Genomic DNA, 20,417 nt, shown 5'->3' with positions numbered 1-20,417 from the left:
ACGAGAAAGGAAAAAGCCCGGCATTCGCCGGGCTTTTTCATGGGCCAGAGCCTTGGGATCAGGCTTCCTTCTTCACCCTGAACCACGCCGCATAGAGCGCCGGCAGGAACAGCAGCGTCAGCGCCGTGGCGACGATCAGGCCGCCCATGATCGCCACCGCCATCGGCCCGAAGAACACGCTGCGCGACAGCGGGATCATTGCCAGTACGGCGGCCAGGGCGGTCAGCACGATGGGGCGGAACCGCCGTACCGTGGCTTCGATGATCGCGTGCCAGGTATCCATGCCATGGGCGCGATCCTGCTCGATCTGGTCCACGAGGATCACCGAGTTGCGCATGATCATCCCCGCCAGGGCGATGGTGCCGAGCATGGCGACGAAGCCGAAGGGCTTCTGGAACGCCAGCAGGAACAGGGTCACGCCGATCAGGCCCAGCGGCGCGGTGAGGAACACCATGATCATCCGCGAGAAGCTGCGCAGCTGGATCATCAGCAGGCTGAGGACCACCACGATGAACAGCGGTACGCCAGCGTTCACCGAGTTTTGGCCCTTGGCCGAATCTTCCACGGTACCGCCGACTTCCAGCAGGAAGCCGTCGGGCAGCTCGGCGCGGATCGGGTCCAGCGTCGGCGAGATCTGCTTCACCAGCGTTGCCGGCAGCGAGTCGTCGTAGATGTCGGCACGCACGGTCACAGTCGGTAGGCGGTTGCGCCGCCAGATGATGCCTTCCTCGAAGCCATATTCCAGGGTCGCGACCTGCGACAGTGCCACGCTGCGGCCGCTGCTGGTCTGCATCGACAGGCTGGGCAATTGCGAGAGGTCATGCCGGCCGCGCTCGTCGCCACGCAGGAGGATCTCGATCAGCTCGTTGTCCTCGCGGTAGTAGCTGACGGTGGAGCCGGTCAGCGAGCTCTGCAGGAACTGCGAGATGTCCGAAGTACTCACGCCCAGGGCACGGGCGCGCTCCTGGTCGATGTCGAGGAAGATCGCCTTGCTCGGTTCTTCCCAGTCCAGGTGCACGTTCACCACATGGGGGTTCTCGCGCATCTTCTCGGCGACCTTGCGTGCCAGCTCGCGGACTTCCGGGATGTGCTCGCCGGAGACGCGGAACTGCACCGGGTAGCCGACCGGCGGGCCGTTCTCCAGGCGGCTGATACGAGTACGCAGGGTCGGGAAGTCCTCGTTCATGTGCTTGATCAGCCACTGGCGGATTTCCTCGCGCGACTCCAGGCTCTTCGCCAGGACCACGAACTGCGCGAAGCTCGCCGCCGGCAGTTGCTGGTCCAGCGGCAGGTAGAAGCGCGGCGAGCCGGTGCCAACGTAAGCCACGTAATTGTCGATGCCCGGGTGCTCGGCGAGCATCTTCTCCAGGCGATTGACCTGCTCGGTGGTGGCGGTGAGCGAATCGCCCTCGGCCAGCTTGAGGTCCACCAGCAACTCCAGGCGCGCCGATGGCGGGAAGAACTGCTGCGGCACCAGGCGGAACAGCATGATCGAGCCGATGAAGGCCACCACGGTCAGCAGGATCACCGTCTTGCGGTAGCGCACGCACCATTCCACCACGCGGCGGAAGCGCTGATAGAAGGCAGTGGAATACGGATCGTGGCCTTTGTCGGTGCCGCCGTGTTTTTCCGCGTGACGCTTGGCAAGGTCGGGCAGAAGTTTCTCGCCCAGGTAGGGCACGAAGACCACGGCGGCGATCCACGACACCAGCAACGCGATGGTCACCACCTGGAACAGCGAGCGAGTGTACTCGCCGGTGCCCGATTGCGCGGTGGCGATGGGCAGGAAACCGGCAGCGGTCACCAGCGTGCCGGTGAGCATCGGGAAGGCCGTACTGGTCCAGGCGTAACTCGCCGCCTTGAGCCGGTCGTAGCCCTGCTCCATCTTCACCGCCATCATCTCCACGGCGATGATCGCGTCGTCCACCAACAAGCCCAGCGCCAGCACCAGCGCGCCGAGGGAAATCTTGTGCAGGCCGATGCCGAAGTAGTACATGCAGGCGAAGGTCATCGCCAGCACCAGCGGGATCGACAGCGCCACTACCAGGCCGGTGCGCAGGCCGAGGGAGAAGAAGCTCACCAGCAGCACGATGATCAGCGCCTCGGCCAGCACACGGACGAACTCGCCGACGCCTTCGCGCACCGCTGCCGGCTGGTCGGACACCTTGCGCAGCTCCATGCCTGCCGGCAGCGTCTGCTGCAGGCGTTCGAATTCCGCGTCAAGCTTCTTGCCCAGCACCAGGATGTCGCCGCCGTCCTTCATGGCCACGGCGATACCAATGGCGTCCTCGCCCATGAAGCGCATGCGCGGCGCGGGCGGGTCGTTGAAACCGCGGTGCACCTCGGCCACATCGCCGATGCGGAAGGTGCGATCACCGACGCGGATCGGGAAGGAGCGGATGTCCTCCACCGAGTCGAAGCGACCGGACACGCGCAGTTGCACCCGGTCAGAGGCCGTTTCGAAGAAGCCGGTGGCAGTGACCGCGTTCTGTTCTTCCAGCGCCTTCTGCACCGCCGCCAACGGGAGGCCGAGGGTGGCGAGCTTGGTGTTGGACAGGTCGATCCAGATTTTCTCGTCCTGCAGGCCGACCAGTTCGACCTTGCCGACGTCCTTGATGCGCTGCAACTGCAGCTGCAGGCGGTCGGCGTAGTCCTTGAGCACCGCGTAGTCGAAGCCCTTGCCCGACAACGCGTAGATGTTGCCGAAGGTGGTGCCGAACTCGTCGTTGAAGAACGGCCCCTGGATGCCCTGCGGAAGGGTGTAGCGAATGTCGTTGACCTTCTTGCGGATCTGGTACCAGAGCTCGGGGATATCGCGGGAGTGGAAGTCCTCGCGGGCGACGAAGGTCACCTGGGATTCACCGGGCCGCGAGAAGGAAATGATGCGGTCGAAGTCGCCGGTCTCCATCAGCTTCTTCTCGATGCGCTCGGTGACCTGGCGCGAGACTTCCTCGGCGGTCGCGCCCGGCCAGTTGGTCTTCACCACCATGGCCTTGAAGGTGAATGGCGGGTCTTCGCTCTGCCCGAGTTTGGTGTAGGACAGCGCACCGACTATGCCCAGCAGCAGCATGAGGTACAGGACGATGGAGCGGTTCTGCAGCGCCCAGGCGGAAAGGTTGAATTGCATCGGGCGTTACTCCTTCGCCACCAGCTTGATCGACCGGTTCTCCCGGTCGACAGGCCGTACCTCCTGCCCTTCACGCAGCACCTGGACACCGGCTGCCACCACCCAGTCGCCATCCTTCAAGCCTTCGAGCACCGGCACGCGGTCTTCGGCGTAGGGACCGACGCGCACCGGGCGACGGTGCAGGGTGGAAGTCTTCGGATCGACCACCCAGACAAATGGCTGGCCTGCCTCCGAGGTCAGCGCGGCCAGTGGCACCGCCAGCGGCACGGCGCCCTCGGCATGGACGTAGACGCGGGCGCTCTGGCCCAGTTCGGCGGGCACTTTCGGATCGTCGAAGGCAACGCGCGCTGCAAAGGTGCGCGATTGCGGATCGGCCGCCGGCGACAGTTCGCGAATCTTGCCGCTGAAGCGCTTGTCACGCTGCGACCAGAGCTCGACGCTCACCGCCTCACCAACGCGGAAGCGCTCGAAGGCATGTTCGGGGAAGCTGATCAGTACTTCGCGGTCGCCATCGGCGGCCAAGGTGAAGACGGTCTGCCCGGCGGCGACCACCTGCCCCACCTCTACACGGCGCGTGGCGATCACGCCGTCCTGGGGCGAGCGCAACACCGCGTAGCCAGCCTGGTTGCTGGCCACGTCGTATTCGGCACGAATCTGCTTCACGCGCGCTTCGCCGGCGCGGTAGGTGTTCTCGATGTTGTCGAACTGCGACTGGCTGACCAGCTGGCGCTCCAGCAGGGTCTTGTAGCGGGTGTATTCGGAGCGGACGGTCTGCAGGTTGGCTTCGGCAGCCGCCACCTGGGCACGGGTGGCTTCGAGCTGCAGACGAACGTCTTCGGGATCGAGTTCCGCCAGCGGCTGGTCCTTCTTCACCCGTTCGCCGGTTTCCACCAGGCGCTTGCTGACTTTGCCACCGATGCGGAACGCCAACTCCGGCTCGTGGCGGGCATGGACTTCGCCGGGATAGGCTTCGGTGACGTCACGCGCCGGCAGCGGCTGCACCACGATGGCCGGACGCACGGCGGGCTTGGGAGGCTCGCCATTACCGCAGGCAGAAAGGGACAGAATGAAGGCAGCAGGCAGCGCGACAGACAGAGCATGGCGGAACATGATGTGTGACCCTTTCGCAAAACGCGGTTGGAATTCTTATACTCCCCGGTATAGTAAAAATACAGAACCCATCAGTCCAGTATTAGAAATGTAAAATCATGTCGCCATCGAACTCATCGAACGGACCGGGTCGCCCCAAGGATCCCGCCAAGCGCCAAGCCATTCTCGAGGCCGCCAAGGAGCTCTTCGTCCGCCATGGCTACGACGGCAGCAGCATGGAGGCCATCGCCGCCGAGGCCGGGGTGTCCAAGCTCACCGTGTACAGCCACTTCACGGACAAGGAGACGCTGTTCGTCGAAGCCGTGCAGGCCAAGTGTGCGGAGAACCTGCCAGAGCTGTTTGCTGAGCCATCGGCCGATGCGCCGCTGGAAAGCCTGCTGCTGAACCTGGCGCGCGGCTTCAATCAGTTGATCAACAGCCCGGAAGCCATTGCGCTGAGCCGGCTGATGATTGCCCAGGGCGGGCAGAACCCGCATCTGTCACAGCTGTTCTTCGACGCCGGCCCGCAACGCGTGCTGGACCAGATGGAGCGCCTGCTGGAGCAGGCTCGCCAGCAGGGAAAACTGGCGATGGACAGCCCGCGCCGGGCCGCCGAGCACTTCCTGATGCTGGTGCAGGGCTGCGTGCACTTCCGCCTGATGATCGGTTGCGTGGAGCCGCCGACCGAGGAGGAGTCCGAGGCTCACGCGCAGGAAGTGGTGGCGCTGTTCCTCAAGGCCTTCAGGCCCTGACTCGCGCCGGAGTGCCTAGAGAAGAAGCGAGCTTGCTCGCGAACAGGGCTTCCCGGCGAGTTCGGCGTTAGGCGGGTTTGCGAGCAAGCTCGCTCCTACAAAAGCAAAGCTGCGGCGAAATGTTCTGTAGGAGTTTCTCGGGACCTTGAGCTGGCCGTCAGCCCTTGAGGCTCTTCAGCGGATAGATGTCATAGCGGCTGGACTTGCCTTCCAGGCTGTAGCTGGGCTTCTGCCCCTCGATGATCGGCGCCTTGCGTGGGCGCTTGACCACCACCCGGTGGCTGGCCAGCTTCAGCGCCGCATCCAGCAGCGCCGGCGCGTCCAGGTCGTCGCCCACCAGTGGGCGGAACAGGCGCATTTCCTTCTTCACCAGCGCGCTCTTGTCGCGGTGCGGGAACATCGGGTCGAGGTAGATCACCTGCGGCGCCTCGCCTTCCCAGGCGGCCATGCGCTCGATGGCGTTGCCCTGCAGCAGGCGCATGCGCGCGACGATGGCGCCCACCTCGAAATCCCCGGCGGCACGGGCCAGGCCGTCTTCCAGCAGTGCGGCGATGATCGGTTGGCGCTCGGTCAGGTGCATCTCGCAGCCCAGGGTCGCCAGCACGAAGGCGTCCTTGCCCAGGCCGGCGGTGGCATCCAGCACATGGGGACGCACGCCCTGCTGGATACCCACGGCCTTGGCAATCATCTGCCCGGCGCCGCCGCCGAACTTGCGGCGGTGAGCCGTGGCGCCTTCGAGGAAGTCCACCCGCACCGGGCCGGGCGAGTCCGGCCCCAATTGCAGCAATTGCAGGCCGTTATCGCCCAGTTGCAGGGCGAAGTCCGCATCCCCCTCGCCCATCGGCAGCCCGAGCCGCTGCGCCCACTGCTCGGCGAACGCCTGCCAGGCAGGCGCCAGGGCCTGGACGACGATGCGCGGCGGAGTGAGGACTTCGGTCATGACGGGGCGATCCTGGAAAAAACCGCGATTCTACCGCAGCGCGCAGCCAGCGGGCTCAACGGCAGATCTGCCAGCCGCCCAGGTCGAGGTGAAAATGGTCATGGTGGGCGCGGTTGTAGTCCGGCCCCAGCACAGCGTCGAAGTTGCTGCAGGCGCCGTCGCGCACGGCACGCAGGAAGCGAGCGGCATCGCCCTCCCCCGACCAGTCCCTGGCCACGACGATGCGCCGGCCGTCGGCGAGGCGGAAGGCAGCAATATCCAGCGCGTTGGCGCTCGCGTGCTGGCTGCGGCGGGCATCGGCGCGCCCGTAGATGTTGCGGCAGGCAAAGCTGCCCAGGTGCTCCACGCCAACCACCGGCTGGCCGTAGACGGCCCTTGCAGCCGGTTGCAGCGAGTGCCGCTCGAACAGCGCGAAGCTCACCGCCATCGGGCAACTGGCGAGGAAGCTGCTGCTCAGCTTTACCTCGGCGGCCTGCACGCGCCAGACGTTCTGCAACGGGCAACCGGCGACCGGCTCGCTGTCGGCCATCGGCTGCGCCTTGAGATCAGAACTCTGCAACGCCAGGCGGCACAGGTCGACGTCGTCACGCAGTCGCCAGAGCTTGTAGCGGGTCAGCAGGCTGGGCTCATCGCGCACATCCAGCGGTGCCCAAGGATTCCAGCGAGCTGGCAGGCCCAGCCACTGCTGCTGCACCGATAACGCGAACCCCGCGCAGGCGAGGACGAAAGCGAGCAGCCACCAGCGCAAGCGTCAGCCCCGGAAGAGTCCGTTGATGCGGTCGAAGGGCATGGCGCCGTGCATCGGCTTGAGGTCGCCCTTGGCCAGCGCTTCGGCGCTACTGAAGAAGGCGCCGTAAGCCGCGCGTGCCAGGGTCGAACCGACGCTGACGCGCTTCACCCCCAGCGCTGCCAGCTCCTCCAGGCCAAGTTGCACGGCGGGCGAGCCCACCAGCACGTTGACCGGTCGCGGTGCCACGGCGCTGACCACGGCGGCGATTTCCTCGCGGGTCTTCAGGCCCGGCGCGTAGAGCACGTCGGCGCCGGCTTCGGCGAAGGCCACCAGGCGGCGGATGGTGTCGTCCAGGTCGGCACGGCCATGCAGGAAGTTCTCCGCCCGCGCCGCCAGGGTGAACGTGAAAGGCAGGGCTCGGGCCGCCTGCACGGCGGCGGTAATGCGCTCGACCGCCAGTTCCAGCGGATAGATGGGTGTGTCCGGGCGGCCGCTGGCGTCTTCGATGGAGCCGCCCACCAGCCCGCAGGCGGCAGCCAGGCGGATAGTCTCGGCGCAATCGTCAGGCGTATCGCCGTAGCCGTTCTCCAGATCGGCGGCAACCGGCAACGGCGTCGCCTCGATGATCTGCCGCGCATTGGCCAGGGCTTCGTCGCGACTGACCGCGCCTTCGGCGTCGCGGCGTCCCAGCGCGAAAGCCAGCCCGGCGCTGGTGGTCGCGAGGGCTTCGAACCCCAGGTGGGCAAGCATCTTCGCCGAACCGGCATCCCAGGGGTTGGGCAGGACGAACAGGCCCTCGCGCTGGTGCAGCGCGCGGAAGGCTTCGCCGCGTTGTTGTTGATGGGTCATGGCTGTCTCCTGGCCGAACGGGAAGGAGCAGGTTAGCCCCCTCGCCCGCTCGCCGCCATGCACAGTTGGGGTGTCAGAGCAGGCCGAGCTGCTCCACGTCCGGCTTCGGCGCGAACAGCGCCGGCAAACCCGGAAGGCGCTCGCGCAGCAAGGCATGGAAGCGCTGCGCCTGTTCGGCGGCACGGTGGTTGTCCGGCGTGTGGAGGAAAACGTAGGGCGTCAGGCCCTGCTCGATCCACTCGGCTACCTTGCCGACCCAGGGCGCAAGGTGAACGAGATTGGCGTCCAGGTCCGGCCCACCGATGAAGCGCACCTGCGGGCTGTCGCTGAACGCCGCCGGGCGCACCGGCACCTTGGGCTTCTTCGACTGTGCGTGCAGCACGGCAGGATCGTCAGACCGGCAGGCAAACAGCGCCCGCGAGTCCAGGCAGATACGTTCTACACCGCGATCCAGCAGCAGCCGGTTGAGCGCCCGCTCCTCCTCGCCCTTGGCAAAGAACGCCGGGTGTCGCACCTCGACGGCAAGGCGACGCTCGGCGAAGGCGTCGAGCCAGGCCGCCAGCTCGCCCAGCCGATCCGGTCCGAAACTGGCCGACACCTGCAGCCACAGCGGCGCGACGCGCTTACCCAGCGGCTTCAGCAGATCAAGGAAGTCCCGCGTGTTCTCCAACTGGCCGCGCAGGTCACCCTCGTGGCTGATATCGCGGGGCAGCTTGGCGCAGAAGCGGAACGTCTCCGGCATGGTCTGCGCCCAGCGCGCGAGGGTATCGGCGTTGGGGCGGGCGTAGAAAGTGGTGTTGCCTTCCACGGCGTTGAACACCTGGGAGTAGAAGCCCAGGGTATCGGCGGGACGCAGGTCGGCGGGATAGAAGGTGCCGCGCCAGGCAGGCTCGTTCCAGGATGGACATCCGAGGAAATACGGCAGTGACATCGAATCAGGCGTAGAGGTCGAGACCGAGGACTTCCTGGCCTTCGTACTGGCCGGCCATGCTGGCGGTGCTGGTGTAGCTGGCCAGCGCCTGGGCAGCACGGGAGCTCAGCGGGCGCTGGTACTCGATGTCTCGCAGGGTCGCCGGTACGCCGTAGCTGCTGGCGCTGGAGGATTCGACGCGGCGGGTCTGCGGCTGCGAATCCAGCCCCTGGCTCGCCGAGGTCGGCGCGGGTTGGTCGCGGCGGGCTTCGACGTCACTCTGCACATCCCGATACGGCGTGACCGCAGTACCCGTCCGGGAACCGCGCTCAGGCGTCTGGGATATGGAAGTGAAACCGTCGATACGCATGTCAGAAACTCGGTGGGAATGCGCTCACTCTAGCGAGCGCTCCAGGCTGCGGTCAATTGGCACAGGTCAGGCTTTCTTGGGTGTCGCCACGTTGTCCCGCAGGTAGACGGGCTGCGCGTGCTCTGCGTCAACCGCCTCGCCCCGCGCCCAGGCGAATTCGGCCAGGGTCAGCAGGTCTTCGGCGTGCGGCAGCAGGCTGGCATCGCGGGCGGCGACCTTCACCGCCAGGCGCTCCTCGAAGCCCCAGCCGGTTCCGGAGCCGAACCACGCGCCCTGGGCATCGCGCGGCAGCTCGACGCGCTCGGGCGGCAGCACCGCCTCGGAGCCGGCCAGACGCATCTCGCCCTGCTCCACGCGGTAGCAACCCCAGTACACCTCGTCCATGCGCGCATCGATGGCCGCGGCTACCTGGGCGGCGCCGTGCTCGCGGTGCGCACGCTGGGCCAGCACCGCCAGGTCGGAAATCGGCAGCACCGGCTTCTGCAGGGCGAACGCCAGGCCCTGGACGACGCCGATGGCGATACGCACACCGGTGAAGGCGCCGGGGCCGCGGCCGAAGGCGATGGCGTCGACGGCGGACAGCGCGATGCCGGCCTCGCCGAGGATGTCCTGCACCATGGGCAACAGGCGCTGGGCGTGCAGGCGCGGGATCACCTCATGGCGCACGAACCGACGGCCGTCATGCAGCAGGGCGACGGAACAGGCTTCGGTCGAGGTATCCAGGGCCAGCAGCGTGGGCATGGTGCTTTCCATTAGTCGATAAAAAACGGGCGGGCATTATAAACGCCAAAGGCCCGCATGTGCGGGCCTTTGGCAGACGCGGGAGCGATCAGCTCAGGGCGGCGAGCACCTTGGTGGTGATCTGCTCTACCGAGCCGACACCCTCGACGCGGGTGTACTTCGGGGTGCCTTGGGCGGCGGCCAGCTTCTGGTAGAAATCGACCAGCGGCTTGGTCTGCGAGTGGTAGACCGACAGGCGGTGACGCACGGTGGCTTCCTTGTCGTCTTCGCGCTGGATCAGCTCTTCACCGGTCTCGTCGTCCTTGCCGGCAACCTTCGGCGGGTTGTGCTCGACGTGGTAGACGCGGCCGGAAGCGGCATGCACACGGCGGCCGGCGATGCGGCTGACGATTTCTTCGTCTTCAACGGCGATCTCGACGACGTTGTCGATGGTGACGCCCGCTTCCTTCATGGCCTCGGCCTGGGGAATGGTGCGCGGGAAGCCATCGAACAGGAAGCCGTTGGCGCAGTCGGGCTGGGCGATACGTTCCTTGACCAGGTTGATGATCAGGTCATCGGAGACCAGACCACCGGCGTCCATCACGCTCTTGGCCTGCAAGCCCAGTTCGGTGCCGGCCTTGACCGCTGCACGCAGCATGTCGCCGGTGGAGATCTGCGGAATGCCGAACTTCTCAGTGATGAAGCGAGCCTGGGTACCTTTGCCGGCACCGGGCGCCCCGAGCAGAATCACACGCATCGATATGCTCCTTAATACTTGTTAAGCGAAATCACGGATCCGCCTCTTGGGGCCAATCTCATCGTGCTGGAATGGCGCAGACATGCGCCGAAAGGTTGCTCACGATACACAGCGGTCCCCTGCCAGACAAGCCGGCCATGGGGACTGCGCGAGCCGGTCCCGGGCGCTTGATGGCACCCGGAACAGCCATCAAATTAATCTCATTTGCCGGCTCGGCAATCCACCTTTGGTGGGGGGTGATGTGCCCTCAACCGGTATTGCGCAGCCCCGCCGCGATCCCCGCGACCGTCACCAGCATGGCCTGCTCCAGACCGCCGCAGGCATCGCCGGTGCAGCGTCGCGAGCGGGCCAGCAGCTCGGCCTGGAGCAGGTGCAGCGGGTCCAGGTAGGTATTGCGCACACCAATGGATTCGCGCGTCTCGGCGGCGTGGGCGAGCAGTTGGGACTGCCCGGTCAGGCCTAGCACCACGCGCACCGACTGCGACAATAGGTCGCGTAAATGCGCACCTAATGGTCGCAGTTCCGATTGCACCAGGCGCTCGTCGTAGAGTTGGGCAATTTCCCGGTCAGCCTTGGCCAGCACCATCTCCAGCATGTCGATGCGGGTGGTGAAGAACGGCCACTCCTTGCGCATACGGGACAACAGCGCGCCCTCGCCGCGCTCGATGGCCTTGAACAGTGCGTCTTCCCAGCCCAGCCAGGCCGGCAGCATCAGGCGCGTCTGGGTCCAGGCGAAGATCCAGGGGATCGCCCGCAGGCTTTCCACCCCGCCCTCGCGGCGCTTGGCCGGGCGGCTGCCCAGCGGCAGGCGGCCCAGTTCCTGCTCCGGCGTGGCCTCGCGGAAGTAGTCGACGAACTGCGGGTTCTCCCGCACCACCGCGCGGTAGGCGAGCACGCCGTCGGCGGCCAGGCGATCCATCTCCTCGCGCCAGGCCGGCTCGGGCACCGGCGGTGGCTGCAGGGTGGCTTCCAGCACTGCGGCCAGGTAAAGGTTGAGGTTCTGCTCGGCGATGTCCGGCAGGCCGAACTTGAAGCGGATCATCTCGCCCTGTTCGGTGGTGCGGAAACGCCCGGCCACGGAGCCCGGCGGCTGCGAAAGGATGGCCGCGTGGGCCGGACCGCCGCCACGACCGACCGTGCCACCACGGCCATGGAACAACAGCAGTTCGACGCCGTGGTTGCGGCAGATGTCCACCAGCGCCTCCTGCGCGCGGTACTGCGCCCAGGCGGCAGCCAGGGTGCCGGCGTCCTTGGCCGAGTCGGAATAGCCGATCATCACTTCCTGCGGCCCGGCCAGGCGGGTGCGGTAGCTGTCGAGGCTGAGCAGGCGGTCGATGCAGGGGCCGGCGTGGTCGAGGTCATCCAGCGTCTCGAACAGCGGCACCACGCGCATCGGCCGCTCCAGCCCGCACTCCTTGAGCAGCAATTGCACAGCAAGCACATCGGATGGATGACCGGCCATGGAGATGACGTAGGAGCCCAGCGACGCTGCCGGCGCCTGCGCCACCACGCGGCAGGTGGCGAGTACTTCGGCGGTCTCGGAGGAAGGTTGGTAGTTCGCCGGCAGCAGCGGGCGACGGCTGGCGAGCTCTTCCAGGAGGAATTCCTGGCGCACGCTTTCGTCCCACTCGGCGTAGTTGCCCAAGCCCAGGTACTCGGTAATTTCGCTCATCGCCCTGGCGTGGCGCGTGGAATCCTGGCGCACGTCCAGCCGGGCCAGGAACAGGCCGAAGGTAGCGGCGCGGCGCAGGGTATCGAGCAAGGCGCCATCGGCGATCACGCCCATGTCGCAATCGTGCAGCGAGCGGTGACAGAGTTGCAGTGGTTCAAGCAGCTCGCGGTTGTCTTGCAGCACCTCGCTGCCGGGCTCTTCGCCGGCATGGATGGCCCGCTCGGCCCAGGCACGGGTGGCACGCAGGCGTTCGCGCAGCTGCTTGAGCAGCGCGCGGTAGGGCTCGGCAAGCTCGCCCACTTCGGCGCGCAGTTCTTCGCTGGCCTGCTGCATGGACAGATCGGCAGCCAGGCTGTCCACGTCGCGCAGGTAGAGATCGGCGGCCATCCAGCGCGCCAGCAGCAGGACCTCGCGGGTGATGGCGGCGGTGACATTGGGATTGCCGTCGCGGTCGCCGCCCATCCAGGAGGCGAAGCGAATCGGCGCGGACTCCAGCGGCAGCCGTTCGCCGAGGGTTTCCTGCAGGGTGCGATCGACGTGCCGGAGGAAGTCCGGCAGCGCGTGCCAGAGGGAATGCTCGATCACCGCGAAGCCCCATTTCGCCTCGTCCACCGGGGTCGGCCGGGTGCGGCGGATTTCGTCGGTGTGCCAGGCCTCGGCGATCAGCCGCTGGAGTTTTTCCTGCACCGCCTGGCGCTCTTCGGGCAACAGGTCGCTGTGGTCACCAGCGGCCAGTTGGCCGGCGATGGCGTCGTACTTCTGGATCAGCGTGCGGCGCGCCACTTCGGTGGGGTGCGCGGTGAGCACCAGCTCGATCTCCAGCTCCGCGACCTGCCGCGCCAGGCCTTCCGGCCCCAGGCCGGACTTTTTCAGACGGCCCAGCAATTCGGCCAGGACGCGGTTCTCGAAAGGTTCCGGCTCCTTGGGCGTGCGGCGGCGAATGCGGTGGTACTGCTCGGCGATATTGGCCAGGTTGAGAAACTGGTTGAAGGCGCGCGCCACCGGCAGCAGTTCGTCCTCGCCCAGGCCGTCGAGGGTCGCGGTGAGCTGCTTGGCACCTTCGGCCGAGCCACGCCGTGCGGCCTTGGCGCCCGTGCGGATCAGCTCGATCTTGTCGAGGAAGCCCTGCCCGTACTGGGCGCGGATGGTCTGCCCGAGCAGTTCGCCAAGCAGGTGAACGTCCTCGCGCAGGCGCGCATCGATATCCGGCATCGCGGTCTCCTTGGAGTGAGAGCGCCCATTGGAAAGGGCCACGCTGAGAGTTTCACAGTGCCGCCAGGTGTGGCGGCTGACAAGCGCTCGACGAACGCCCGCAGTCATGCTCGGACAACGTCTAGGCTGAAAGTTATCCCCCATCGTCGGGAAAACCTGCGGCGGCCTCACGAGGACCGACCGCCACGTAACGACCCTAGAGGTGAACATGAAGATCCGCGAGCTGGTACGCCATTGGGAACAGAACGCCAGGGGGCGCATGACCCACCATCAGTACAGCATTCCGCTGGACGTCGAGACCGCCGCGCGTCTGGCCGCGCTGCACGACATGTACCCCAAGCGCAGCGTCGAGGAATTGCTGGGAGAACTGGTCAACGCTGCGCTGGAGGAGCTGGAGGCGAGCCTCCCCTACGTGCAGGGGAACAAGGTGGTGGCCCACGACGAACAGGGCGACCCGATCTACGAAGACACAGGCCCGACGCCGCGCTTCCTGGCGCTGTCGCGCAAGTACCTGCATGAACTGACGGAGGCGGAGCACTCCTGAATCGGCATCTGCCGAGGCGCATGGTTTCAGGCTTCAGGAGCACTGCCCTGCTGCGGCTGCTTCGGTGCCTGGACGGCCCCTCACCCCAGCCCTCTCCCCCAGGGAGAGGGAGCAGATTGCGCCGGCTGACGCCATGGTTTCATCCTGCTCCATCCGGTCCCCTTTCCCTCCGGGAGAGGGTCAGGGTGAGGACCGCCCCCAGCGCAGAAGCATACTGGCGAAGCCGGCCCACCTGCCTTCCTGCACGGACCAATCAATGCCGGCCGTGGACGCCGGGCACGTGCAAATGCCCCGCCTCGGCGCACGCATCGGGAATCACCGAAGGCTCCGCCGGCTGCTCCAGCTCGCGCAGGATACCGCAATCCACGCTGCTGCCCTCGCCCTGGCACTGCGCGCGCAGGTCGCGCAATTGCTGGCTGAGCGACTGCAGTTCGGCGATGCGCACCTCGACGTGGTGCAGGTGCTCGTCGATCAGCCGGTTGGCAGTACCGCAGTCGGACTCGGGGCGGTCGCGCAGGCCGAGGAGGATGCGGATCTCCTCCTGGGTCATGTCCAGCGAACGGCAATGGCGGATGAACGACAGCCGCTCGACGTGGCTGGCGTCGTACTGGCGGTAGTTGCCTTCGCTGCGCGACGGCGCAGGCAGCAGGCCTTCGCGCTCGTAATAGCGAATGGTTTCCACCGGGCAGCCGGTCAGTTTCGCCAGTTCACCGATCTTCATTTTCGACTCCTCGCCAGCAGGTGCTTGACTCTGTAGTTGCTACAGGGTGTGCAATCAGCAGCAACTCGTCAAACAGGAACGGACGACATGACTGCCAATCGCCAGGGCCCGATCATCCACGGCCCCGCCCCAATCCAGGATCAGCACCGCGAACAGGAAGCCGCCGGATGCTGTGGCTGCGACAAAGGCGCGCTGCTGCGCGCGCCGGCCGCCGAACTTGCGCCGCATGATCACGGCCATGACCACGATCACGATCACGATCACGATCATCAGCATGAGCACATCGACCCCGCGCAAGCGGCAAGCGCCGTGGCAGGGGCTGCGGCCGGCGAGCTGCGCTGGATCAGCCTGCGCATCGAGGCCATGGACTGCCCCACCGAGGAACGCCTGCTGCGCGACGCACTGGGCCGCGTGCCGGCGGTGGAGGACCTCGACTTCAACCTGATGCAGCGCCTGCTGCGCGTGCAGCACCGTTTCGACAGCATCGAGCCGTTGCAGAAGCTGGTGGCGTCCCTGGGCATGCAGGCCGAGCCCGTGGATGAAAACGCCCCCGCGCCCGCAAAACCCACCCAGCAGAAACCCTGGTGGCCACTGGCGCTGGCCGGTGTCGCGGCGGCAGGTGCTGAGTTCTTCGAGTGGTTCGCCATCGGCCCGCAGTGGCTGGTGGCGGCGCTGGCCATTGCCGCCATCCTTGGCGCGGGCCTGCCGACCTACCGCAAGGGCTGGATCGCCTTGAAGAACCGCAATCTCAACATCAATGCCCTGATGAGCATCGCCGTGACCGGCGCCATGCTGATCGGCCAGTGGCCGGAAGCGGCCATGGTCGCCGTGCTGTTCGCCATCGCCGAACTGATCGAGGCCAAGTCGCTGGATCGCGCGCGCAACGCCATTCGCGGCCTGCTGCAGCTGGCGCCGGAACAGGCGACGGTCCAGGTGGACGGGCAATGGCAGGAAGTCTCCGCCAAGTCCGTCGCTCTCGGCGCTCGGGTGCGGGTGCGCCCCGGCGAGCGCATCGCCCTGGACGGCGAGGTGCTCGACGGCCGCTCCAGCGTCAACCAGGCGCCCATCACCGGCGAGAGTCTGCCGGTGGAAAAACAGGCAGGCGACACCCTGTTCGCCGGCACCATCAACGGTGAAAGCGCGCTGGAATACCGCGTCACCCGCGTAGCCGACGACAGCACCCTGGCACGCATCATCCATGCGGTGGAAGAAGCCCAGGGCTCGCGGGCGCCGACCCAGCGCTTCGTCGACCAGTTCTCCCGCCTCTACACCCCGGCGGTGTTTCTCATCGCCATCGCCACTGCGCTGCTGCCGCCGCTGTTCTTCGGCGGCGCCTGGCTCGACTGGGTCTACCGCGCGTTGGTGCTGCTGGTGATCGCCTGCCCCTGCGCACTGGTCATCTCCACTCCGGTGACCATTGTCAGCGGCCTGTCGGCAGCGGCTCGCCTGGGTATCCTGATCAAGGGCGGAGTGTTCCTGGAAATGGGCCGTTCGTTGAGCTGGATCGCCCTCGACAAGACCGGCACCCTCACCGAAGGTCGCCCGCGCCAGACCGATTTCACCGCCCTGCGGGAGACCGCCGCCGGCGACGTGCGCGCACTGGCCGCCAGCCTCGCTGCTCGCTCGGATCACCCGGTGTCGCACGCCGTGGCCCAGGCCGCCGAAGCGGACAACATCGCGCTGTACAGCGTCGGCGAACTGACCGCCCTGCCCGGCCGCGGCGTGAAAGGCGAGATCGACGGTCGCACCTACCACCTGGGCAACCACCGCCTGGTGGAGGAGCTGGAGCTGTGCTCGAAGGAGCTGGAAGAGCGCCTCGACGCCCTCGAACAGCAAGGCAAGACGGTCATCGTGCTGCTCGATGCGCAAGGTCCGCTGGCGCTGTTCGCCGTGGCCGACGGCGTGAAGGAGACCAGCCGCGAAGCCGTCGCCCAGCTGCATGAACTGGGCGTGAGGACGCTGATGCTGACCGGCGATAACCCGCACACCGCCGCCGCCATCGGCGCCCAGGTGGGCATCGACGAAGCACTGGGCAACCTGCTACCCGAGGACAAGCTGCGCGAGGTAAAGCAGCGCCAGGAAGGTGGCAAGCGAGTGGGCATGGTCGGCGACGGCATCAACGACGCTCCCGCCCTGGCACGCGCCGACATCGGTTTCGCCATGGGCGCGGCGGGCACCGATACGGCCATCGAAACCGCCGGCGTCGCGCTGATGGATGACGACCTGCGCAAGCTGCCGTCCTTCATTCGCCTGTCGCGCCAGACCCACCGCGTGCTGATCCAGAACATCACCCTCGCGCTGGGCATCAAGGCGGTGTTCCTTGCCCTCACCCTGGCCGGCGAAGGCACCCTGTGGATGGCGGTTTTCGCCGACATGGGCGCCAGCCTGCTGGTCGTGTTCAACGGCCTGCGATTACTGCGTCATCGCGGCTGATTCCAGTGGATCGTCGCCAATGCCCGCCCATACGGCGGGCATTTTTTTTGAACCCCCTGACAAAACCCTTAGTCCCCTAATCAGATGCCCACGAAGCCGCAGACCCGCGCGGCAGGCATCCACCGGCACTCGAATCGCCGAGGGAACCCCTTACCAAACGTCAGAGGATTCACCCAATGGAACTGAAATCTCAGAGCGCTCGAACCGTCCCGACCGCCTCCACCCGCGCTTCCCTGCGCCCTTCCCTGCGCCTCAGCCTGCTCGCCCTTGGCAGCGCCGCGCTGCTGGCTGGCTGCGCCGGCAACCCGCCCAGCGAACAGATGGCCGTCACCGAATCGGCGGTTAACGCCGCCGTCAGCTCAGGTGGACCCGAATTCGCCCCGGTCGAAACCAAGAATGCCCAGGACAAACTCGCCCAGGCGCGCATCGCCCTGAACGACAAGGAATACGACCAGGCCAAGCGACTGGCGCAGCAGGCCGAATGGGACGCTCGCGTGGCCGAGCGCAAGTCGCAGGCCGTGAAGGCGCAGAACAACGTCAAGGACGCCCAGCAGGGCGTGATGGAGCTGCGTCAGGAAGGTCTGCAGCAGGCCCAGTGATCCCGCCCCTACGTCCGGTCATATAAGGAATTCCGACATGAACAAGCTCATCGTACTGCCCGCCGTCTCGACCCTCGCCCTGGCCCTCGCCGCGTGCTCCACACCGCCCAACGCCAACCTGGAGAAAGCCCGCAGCGACTTCCAGGCGCTGCAGGCCGAGCCCCAGGCCACCCAGCAGGCCGCGCTGGAAACCAAGGACGCCGGCGATTGGCTGGCCAAGACCGACAAAGCCTACCGCGACGGCGCCGACCAGAAGGACGTCGACCAGATGGCCTACCTGACCCAGCAGCGCATCGAGCTGGCCAACCAGACGGTGGCCCTGCGGGACGCCGAGGATCAGTTGAAGAACACCTCGGCCCAACGCGCCCAGGCCCGCCTGGATGCCCGTACCGCACAGCTGAACAAGCTCAAGGGCGAGTTGAACGCCAAGCAGACCTCGCGCGGAACCATGGTGTCCTTCGGCGATGTGTTGTTCGACCTCGACCGCGCCGAGCTGAAACCTGGCGCCATGGGCAATGTGCAGAACCTCGCCGGCTACCTGCAGCAGAATCCGGAACGCAAGGTCATCGTCGAGGGCTACACCGACAGCAGCGGCTCGTCCTCCTACAACCAGAGGCTCTCCGAGCGTCGCGCGGACGCCATTCGCCTGGCGCTGCTGAGCCAGGGTGTCACCCCCGATCGCGTCGTTTCTCGCGGTTACGGCAAGGAGTACCCGGTGTCGAGCAACGCCACTCCGGCCGGCCGTGCCATGAACCGTCGCGTCGAGGTGACCATTTCCAATGACGCCAACCCGGTGCAGCCGCGCTCGGCGGTAAGCGGCACTTATTGATCCTTCGGGAGACAGCGCTCTTGTAGGATGGCGTGGAGCGAAGCGATACCCTTCGAGCACTGCATCAACAGCATGCGAATCGCTCCGCTCCACCCGTCCTACGACCTGCGTTCCCTGTTGGAGCGGGCCAAGCCCGCGACCATGGGCACTTATTCAGGCCAGCAGGCGCCGGTAAAGCTCGGCCATCTCGGCCGAGAAAGGCACCAGCACCACTTCCTTCAGCGAACTTCCTTCACCGCGCGGACGACGCAGTTCGTCCACGGCGACCCGCGCCGCGGCTTCGGCGGGATAACCGTAGATACCGGTACTGATGGCAGGAAAGGCGATGCTGGCGAGGCCGTTGCCTTCGGCCAGTTGCAGGCTGTTGCAGTAGCACTGGGCAAGCACCTCGGGCTCGCCGTGCTCACCGCCGCGCCAGACAGGCCCGACAGTGTGTATGACGTAGCGCGCCGGCAGGCGGAAGCCGGGAGTGATCTTCGCCTGGCCGGCCTTGCAGCCACCCAGCGGGCGGCAGGCGTGGACCAGATCCGGGCCCGCGGCCCGGTGGATTGCGCCGTCGACGCCACCACCGCCCAGCAGCGAACTGTTGGCGGCGTTGACGATGACGTCGACGTCGAGGCGGGTGATGTCGCCCTGCCAGATGCGGATCTCGGGATGGCTCATGACCTTCCTCCCTCAGTCCGCCGGGTCAGGGCCGACCGTCACTTGGTTTCTTGCGGAGTCTGCTCGCCCATGCAGCGCACGGCGCGCTTGCGGCCGTCGACCAGCACACCGGTCAGGCCCTTCTGGGTCATGTCGAACATCACCAGCACGCCGTCGATGCACTGCGCCTGCTGGTCGGCCGGATCGAGGGAAAGTTTGGTGTCCTGGCCGGGGATGCTCTTCAGCAGGGTGAACTGGGTCAGCTCCAGGGCGTCCTCGGGCTTGGCAAAGTGCAGGTAGCCGTAATACCAGAGCGTGCCGACCGAGACAAAGATGGTGGCGATGACAGTGAGGATGTAGGAGATCGGGTTGCGGTCGTTCATGGGGTGCCTTGTTGTTTCGGGTCCGCCTGCGATTCCTGTGGCTTCGCCGGAGAGGGAGAGTTCGGGACTTCGGCCAACCGGCGCAGGCCGGTGAAGTGCTGCGGATCGTCAAGGAAGCGCAGCATCACTTCGCGCCACACCGGCTCCCCGAAGGTTTCCACGTGATTGCCGCGTGTCAGCTGGAAGACCTTGGGCGGCGGCGCGGCCTTGTAGAGGGTCAGGCCGTTGTCCAGGGGCACAATGGTATCGTCGATGCTGTGGAAGAACAGCACGGGTGCGCCAGAAAGTCGCGGCATGGAGCGGATCGCGCTATCGCCGTCGGGCACCAGCCAGGACAGCGGCACCTGCAGCGGCCAGGTCAGCCAACTGGTGCTAAGGGTGTACTGCGCCACATCGCGGTAACTGGCCGGCACGCCATCGAGCACCACGGCATTCAACTTCTTCTGCCGCTCAGGGTGCATGCCCAGGTAATGCACCGCCATGGCGCCGCCCAGGCTCTGGCCCAGCAGGATCACCGGTTTGCCCTGCACCTCCGGTGCCTTGTCCAGCCAGGCGAAGGCGGCGTCGATGTCCTGGTAGATTGCCGGCAGGCTCGGCTCGCCCTCGGACTTGCCGTAACCGCGGTAATCCAGCATCAGCACCTGGTAGCCCTGCTCCGGCAGCCAGTACGCGCCGCCCAGGTGCCACGCCATGTTGCCGCCATTGCCGTGCAGGTGCAGCACGGTGCCCCTGACCGGCACGCCCGCTTTCGCCGGCAACCACCAGCCGGCGAGCCTAACGCCATCGGCAGTGGTGAACGTGACGTCGCGGAACTCCAGTTTGGCCCGCGCGGGCGTGATGGCGACGTCATCGCTGGGGTAGAACAGCAGCGAGCTGCAACCGCTGAGGGCTACCAGCACTGCCAGCGCGGCGGCCTTGAAGCATCGGATCATCGGCAAGTCATCCTTGGGAGCTTCCTTCAAATGGATCAGCAATGGCGCGCTATCAAAGCCCCTCTCCCCCGCCCTCTCCCTGAAGGGAGAGGGAGCTATCCGTGTCGGCTGACGCTATAGGGTGTCATCCTGCACCGAACGATCCCCTCTCCCTTCGGAGCGGGGTGCGTAGCCCGGGTTAGGGAGAGGGCGTGTCCAGCCGCACG

General features: G+C 66.5%; 20 protein-coding genes. 5 read left to right on the top strand and 15 right to left on the bottom strand.

The genetic code is table 11. From position 1 onward, the window contains the following. Positions 1 to 58 precede the first annotated feature (58 nt). Positions 59 to 3,127: an efflux RND transporter permease subunit gene (locus tag GJV37_RS24200; RefSeq protein WP_193453006.1), complete on the bottom strand. Its 3,069-nt coding sequence runs from the start codon at positions 3,125 to 3,127 to the stop codon at positions 59 to 61. A 6-nt stretch (positions 3,128 to 3,133) separates the two neighbouring features. Continuing rightward, positions 3,134 to 4,237, bottom strand: coding sequence for an efflux RND transporter periplasmic adaptor subunit (locus GJV37_RS24195; RefSeq protein WP_038803394.1), 1,104 nt, complete (start codon positions 4,235 to 4,237; stop codon positions 3,134 to 3,136). Positions 4,238 to 4,335: 98 nt separating this feature from the next. On the opposite strand from GJV37_RS24195, the gene GJV37_RS24190 reads away from it, so the two are divergent. Further along, positions 4,336 to 4,968 (top strand): TetR/AcrR family transcriptional regulator, encoded by a 633-nt coding sequence (locus tag GJV37_RS24190; RefSeq protein WP_037009583.1) that lies wholly within the window; start codon positions 4,336 to 4,338, stop codon positions 4,966 to 4,968. Between the two features lie 157 nt (positions 4,969 to 5,125). Here GJV37_RS24190 and GJV37_RS24185 read toward each other — a convergent pair whose 3' ends face one another. From GJV37_RS24185 to ppc, 8 genes are all read right to left on the bottom strand, one after another. After that, complete coding sequence (locus GJV37_RS24185; RefSeq protein WP_193453005.1) at positions 5,126 to 5,908, bottom strand: class I SAM-dependent methyltransferase; 783 nt, start codon at positions 5,906 to 5,908, stop codon at positions 5,126 to 5,128. 55 nt (positions 5,909 to 5,963) lie between these two features. Then, on the bottom strand, positions 5,964 to 6,656 hold the full coding sequence (locus tag GJV37_RS24180; protein WP_240967360.1) for an extensin-like domain-containing protein: 693 nt from the start codon (positions 6,654 to 6,656) through the stop codon (positions 5,964 to 5,966). 3 nt (positions 6,657 to 6,659) lie between these two features. Next, positions 6,660 to 7,487 (bottom strand): isocitrate lyase/PEP mutase family protein, encoded by an 828-nt coding sequence (locus GJV37_RS24175; RefSeq protein WP_170860014.1) that lies wholly within the window; start codon positions 7,485 to 7,487, stop codon positions 6,660 to 6,662. Between the two features lie 73 nt (positions 7,488 to 7,560). Next, positions 7,561 to 8,418, bottom strand: a complete 858-nt coding sequence (locus tag GJV37_RS24170) for a DUF72 domain-containing protein (protein ID WP_170860015.1) — start codon at positions 8,416 to 8,418, stop codon at positions 7,561 to 7,563. Positions 8,419 to 8,422: 4 nt separating this feature from the next. Further along, a complete protein-coding gene (locus GJV37_RS24165) occupies positions 8,423 to 8,767 on the bottom strand; it encodes a hypothetical protein (RefSeq protein ID WP_024765660.1) in 345 nt (114 codons plus the stop codon). A gap of 66 nt (positions 8,768 to 8,833) precedes the next feature. Then, on the bottom strand, positions 8,834 to 9,508 hold the full coding sequence (gene tsaB, locus GJV37_RS24160; protein ID WP_193453004.1) for a tRNA (adenosine(37)-N6)-threonylcarbamoyltransferase complex dimerization subunit type 1 TsaB: 675 nt from the start codon (positions 9,506 to 9,508) through the stop codon (positions 8,834 to 8,836). 88 nt (positions 9,509 to 9,596) lie between these two features. After that, the gene (adk, locus tag GJV37_RS24155) at positions 9,597 to 10,244 is read right to left on the bottom strand and encodes an adenylate kinase (RefSeq protein WP_024765662.1); all 648 of its coding nucleotides are present in this window, start codon (positions 10,242 to 10,244) and stop codon (positions 9,597 to 9,599) included. Positions 10,245 to 10,491: 247 nt separating this feature from the next. Next, entirely contained in the window at positions 10,492 to 13,128 is a 2,637-nt protein-coding gene (ppc, locus tag GJV37_RS24150; RefSeq protein ID WP_170860016.1) for a phosphoenolpyruvate carboxylase, read from the bottom strand. A gap of 208 nt (positions 13,129 to 13,336) precedes the next feature. On the opposite strand from ppc, the gene GJV37_RS24145 reads away from it, so the two are divergent. Then, positions 13,337 to 13,672: a hypothetical protein gene (locus GJV37_RS24145; protein ID WP_037009585.1), complete on the top strand. Its 336-nt coding sequence runs from the start codon at positions 13,337 to 13,339 to the stop codon at positions 13,670 to 13,672. A 253-nt stretch (positions 13,673 to 13,925) separates the two neighbouring features. Here the strand turns inward: GJV37_RS24145 and cadR are convergent, their stop codons facing one another. Both cadR and GJV37_RS24135 read right to left on the bottom strand, forming a co-directional pair. Continuing rightward, a complete protein-coding gene (gene cadR, locus GJV37_RS24140) occupies positions 13,926 to 14,393 on the bottom strand; it encodes a Cd(II)/Pb(II)-responsive transcriptional regulator (RefSeq protein ID WP_024765664.1) in 468 nt (155 codons plus the stop codon). Between the two features lie 54 nt (positions 14,394 to 14,447). Next, on the bottom strand, positions 14,448 to 14,669 hold the full coding sequence (locus GJV37_RS24135; protein WP_193453096.1) for a hypothetical protein: 222 nt from the start codon (positions 14,667 to 14,669) through the stop codon (positions 14,448 to 14,450). Positions 14,670 to 14,756: 87 nt separating this feature from the next. Between GJV37_RS24135 and GJV37_RS24130 the strand changes: the two genes are divergently transcribed. The 3 genes from GJV37_RS24130 to lptF all read left to right on the top strand — a co-directional run bounded on the left by GJV37_RS24130 (position 14,757) and on the right by lptF (position 18,254). Continuing rightward, on the top strand, positions 14,757 to 16,826 hold the full coding sequence (locus GJV37_RS24130) for a heavy metal translocating P-type ATPase (protein ID WP_246228437.1): 2,070 nt from the start codon (positions 14,757 to 14,759) through the stop codon (positions 16,824 to 16,826). A 176-nt stretch (positions 16,827 to 17,002) separates the two neighbouring features. Further along, on the top strand, positions 17,003 to 17,425 hold the full coding sequence (locus GJV37_RS24125; RefSeq protein WP_193453003.1) for a DUF4398 domain-containing protein: 423 nt from the start codon (positions 17,003 to 17,005) through the stop codon (positions 17,423 to 17,425). 37 nt (positions 17,426 to 17,462) lie between these two features. Continuing rightward, on the top strand, positions 17,463 to 18,254 hold the full coding sequence (gene lptF / locus GJV37_RS24120) for a lipotoxin F family OmpA-related lipoprotein LptF (protein WP_037017351.1): 792 nt from the start codon (positions 17,463 to 17,465) through the stop codon (positions 18,252 to 18,254). A gap of 153 nt (positions 18,255 to 18,407) precedes the next feature. On the opposite strand, the gene GJV37_RS24115 is transcribed toward lptF, so the two are convergent. From GJV37_RS24115 to GJV37_RS24105, 3 genes are read right to left on the bottom strand one after another with little or no spacing between them, the layout of a single operon-like run. Beyond that, on the bottom strand, positions 18,408 to 18,917 hold the full coding sequence (locus GJV37_RS24115; protein ID WP_065086135.1) for an O-acetyl-ADP-ribose deacetylase: 510 nt from the start codon (positions 18,915 to 18,917) through the stop codon (positions 18,408 to 18,410). A 38-nt stretch (positions 18,918 to 18,955) separates the two neighbouring features. Then, positions 18,956 to 19,279, bottom strand: a complete 324-nt coding sequence (locus tag GJV37_RS24110) for a PA3694 family proteiin (RefSeq protein WP_024765667.1) — start codon at positions 19,277 to 19,279, stop codon at positions 18,956 to 18,958. Then, on the bottom strand, positions 19,276 to 20,211 hold the full coding sequence (locus GJV37_RS24105) for an alpha/beta hydrolase (RefSeq protein WP_193453002.1): 936 nt from the start codon (positions 20,209 to 20,211) through the stop codon (positions 19,276 to 19,278). Before GJV37_RS24105 ends, GJV37_RS24110 begins: the two co-directional genes overlap by 4 nt. Positions 20,212 to 20,417 lie beyond the last annotated feature (206 nt).

The sequence above is a fragment of the Pseudomonas nitroreducens genome (assembly GCF_010994165.1).
Taxonomy (GTDB): Bacteria; Pseudomonadota; Gammaproteobacteria; order Pseudomonadales; family Pseudomonadaceae; genus Pseudomonas; species Pseudomonas nitroreducens.
This window is presented reverse-complemented; position numbering and strand designations above follow the sequence as displayed.

Excerpts from the sequence above, each read along its gene's own strand:
- GJV37_RS24200 (WP_193453006.1), bottom strand. The coding sequence starts at position 3,127 with ATGCAATTCAACCTTTCCGCCTGGGCGCTGCAGAACCGCTCCATCGTC.
- GJV37_RS24195 (WP_038803394.1), bottom strand. The coding sequence starts at position 4,237 with ATGTTCCGCCATGCTCTGTCTGTCGCGCTGCCTGCTGCCTTCATTCTG.
- GJV37_RS24190 (WP_037009583.1), top strand. The coding sequence starts at position 4,336 with ATGTCGCCATCGAACTCATCGAACGGACCGGGTCGCCCCAAGGATCCC.
- GJV37_RS24185 (WP_193453005.1), bottom strand. The coding sequence starts at position 5,908 with ATGACCGAAGTCCTCACTCCGCCGCGCATCGTCGTCCAGGCCCTGGCG.
- GJV37_RS24175 (WP_170860014.1), bottom strand. The coding sequence starts at position 7,487 with ATGACCCATCAACAACAACGCGGCGAAGCCTTCCGCGCGCTGCACCAG.
- GJV37_RS24170 (WP_170860015.1), bottom strand. The coding sequence starts at position 8,418 with ATGTCACTGCCGTATTTCCTCGGATGTCCATCCTGGAACGAGCCTGCC.
- GJV37_RS24165 (WP_024765660.1), bottom strand. The coding sequence starts at position 8,767 with ATGCGTATCGACGGTTTCACTTCCATATCCCAGACGCCTGAGCGCGGT.
- tsaB (WP_193453004.1), bottom strand. The coding sequence starts at position 9,508 with ATGCCCACGCTGCTGGCCCTGGATACCTCGACCGAAGCCTGTTCCGTC.
- adk (WP_024765662.1), bottom strand. The coding sequence starts at position 10,244 with ATGCGTGTGATTCTGCTCGGGGCGCCCGGTGCCGGCAAAGGTACCCAG.
- ppc (WP_170860016.1), bottom strand. The coding sequence starts at position 13,128 with ATGCCGGATATCGATGCGCGCCTGCGCGAGGACGTTCACCTGCTTGGC.
- GJV37_RS24145 (WP_037009585.1), top strand. The coding sequence starts at position 13,337 with ATGAAGATCCGCGAGCTGGTACGCCATTGGGAACAGAACGCCAGGGGG.
- cadR (WP_024765664.1), bottom strand. The coding sequence starts at position 14,393 with ATGAAGATCGGTGAACTGGCGAAACTGACCGGCTGCCCGGTGGAAACC.
- GJV37_RS24135 (WP_193453096.1), bottom strand. The coding sequence starts at position 14,669 with ATGCTGATGATCGTGATCGTGATCGTGATCGTGGTCATGGCCGTGATC.
- GJV37_RS24130 (WP_246228437.1), top strand. The coding sequence starts at position 14,757 with ATGGACTGCCCCACCGAGGAACGCCTGCTGCGCGACGCACTGGGCCGC.
- GJV37_RS24125 (WP_193453003.1), top strand. The coding sequence starts at position 17,003 with ATGGAACTGAAATCTCAGAGCGCTCGAACCGTCCCGACCGCCTCCACC.
- lptF (WP_037017351.1), top strand. The coding sequence starts at position 17,463 with ATGAACAAGCTCATCGTACTGCCCGCCGTCTCGACCCTCGCCCTGGCC.
- GJV37_RS24115 (WP_065086135.1), bottom strand. The coding sequence starts at position 18,917 with ATGAGCCATCCCGAGATCCGCATCTGGCAGGGCGACATCACCCGCCTC.
- GJV37_RS24110 (WP_024765667.1), bottom strand. The coding sequence starts at position 19,279 with ATGAACGACCGCAACCCGATCTCCTACATCCTCACTGTCATCGCCACC.
- GJV37_RS24105 (WP_193453002.1), bottom strand. The coding sequence starts at position 20,211 with ATGATCCGATGCTTCAAGGCCGCCGCGCTGGCAGTGCTGGTAGCCCTC.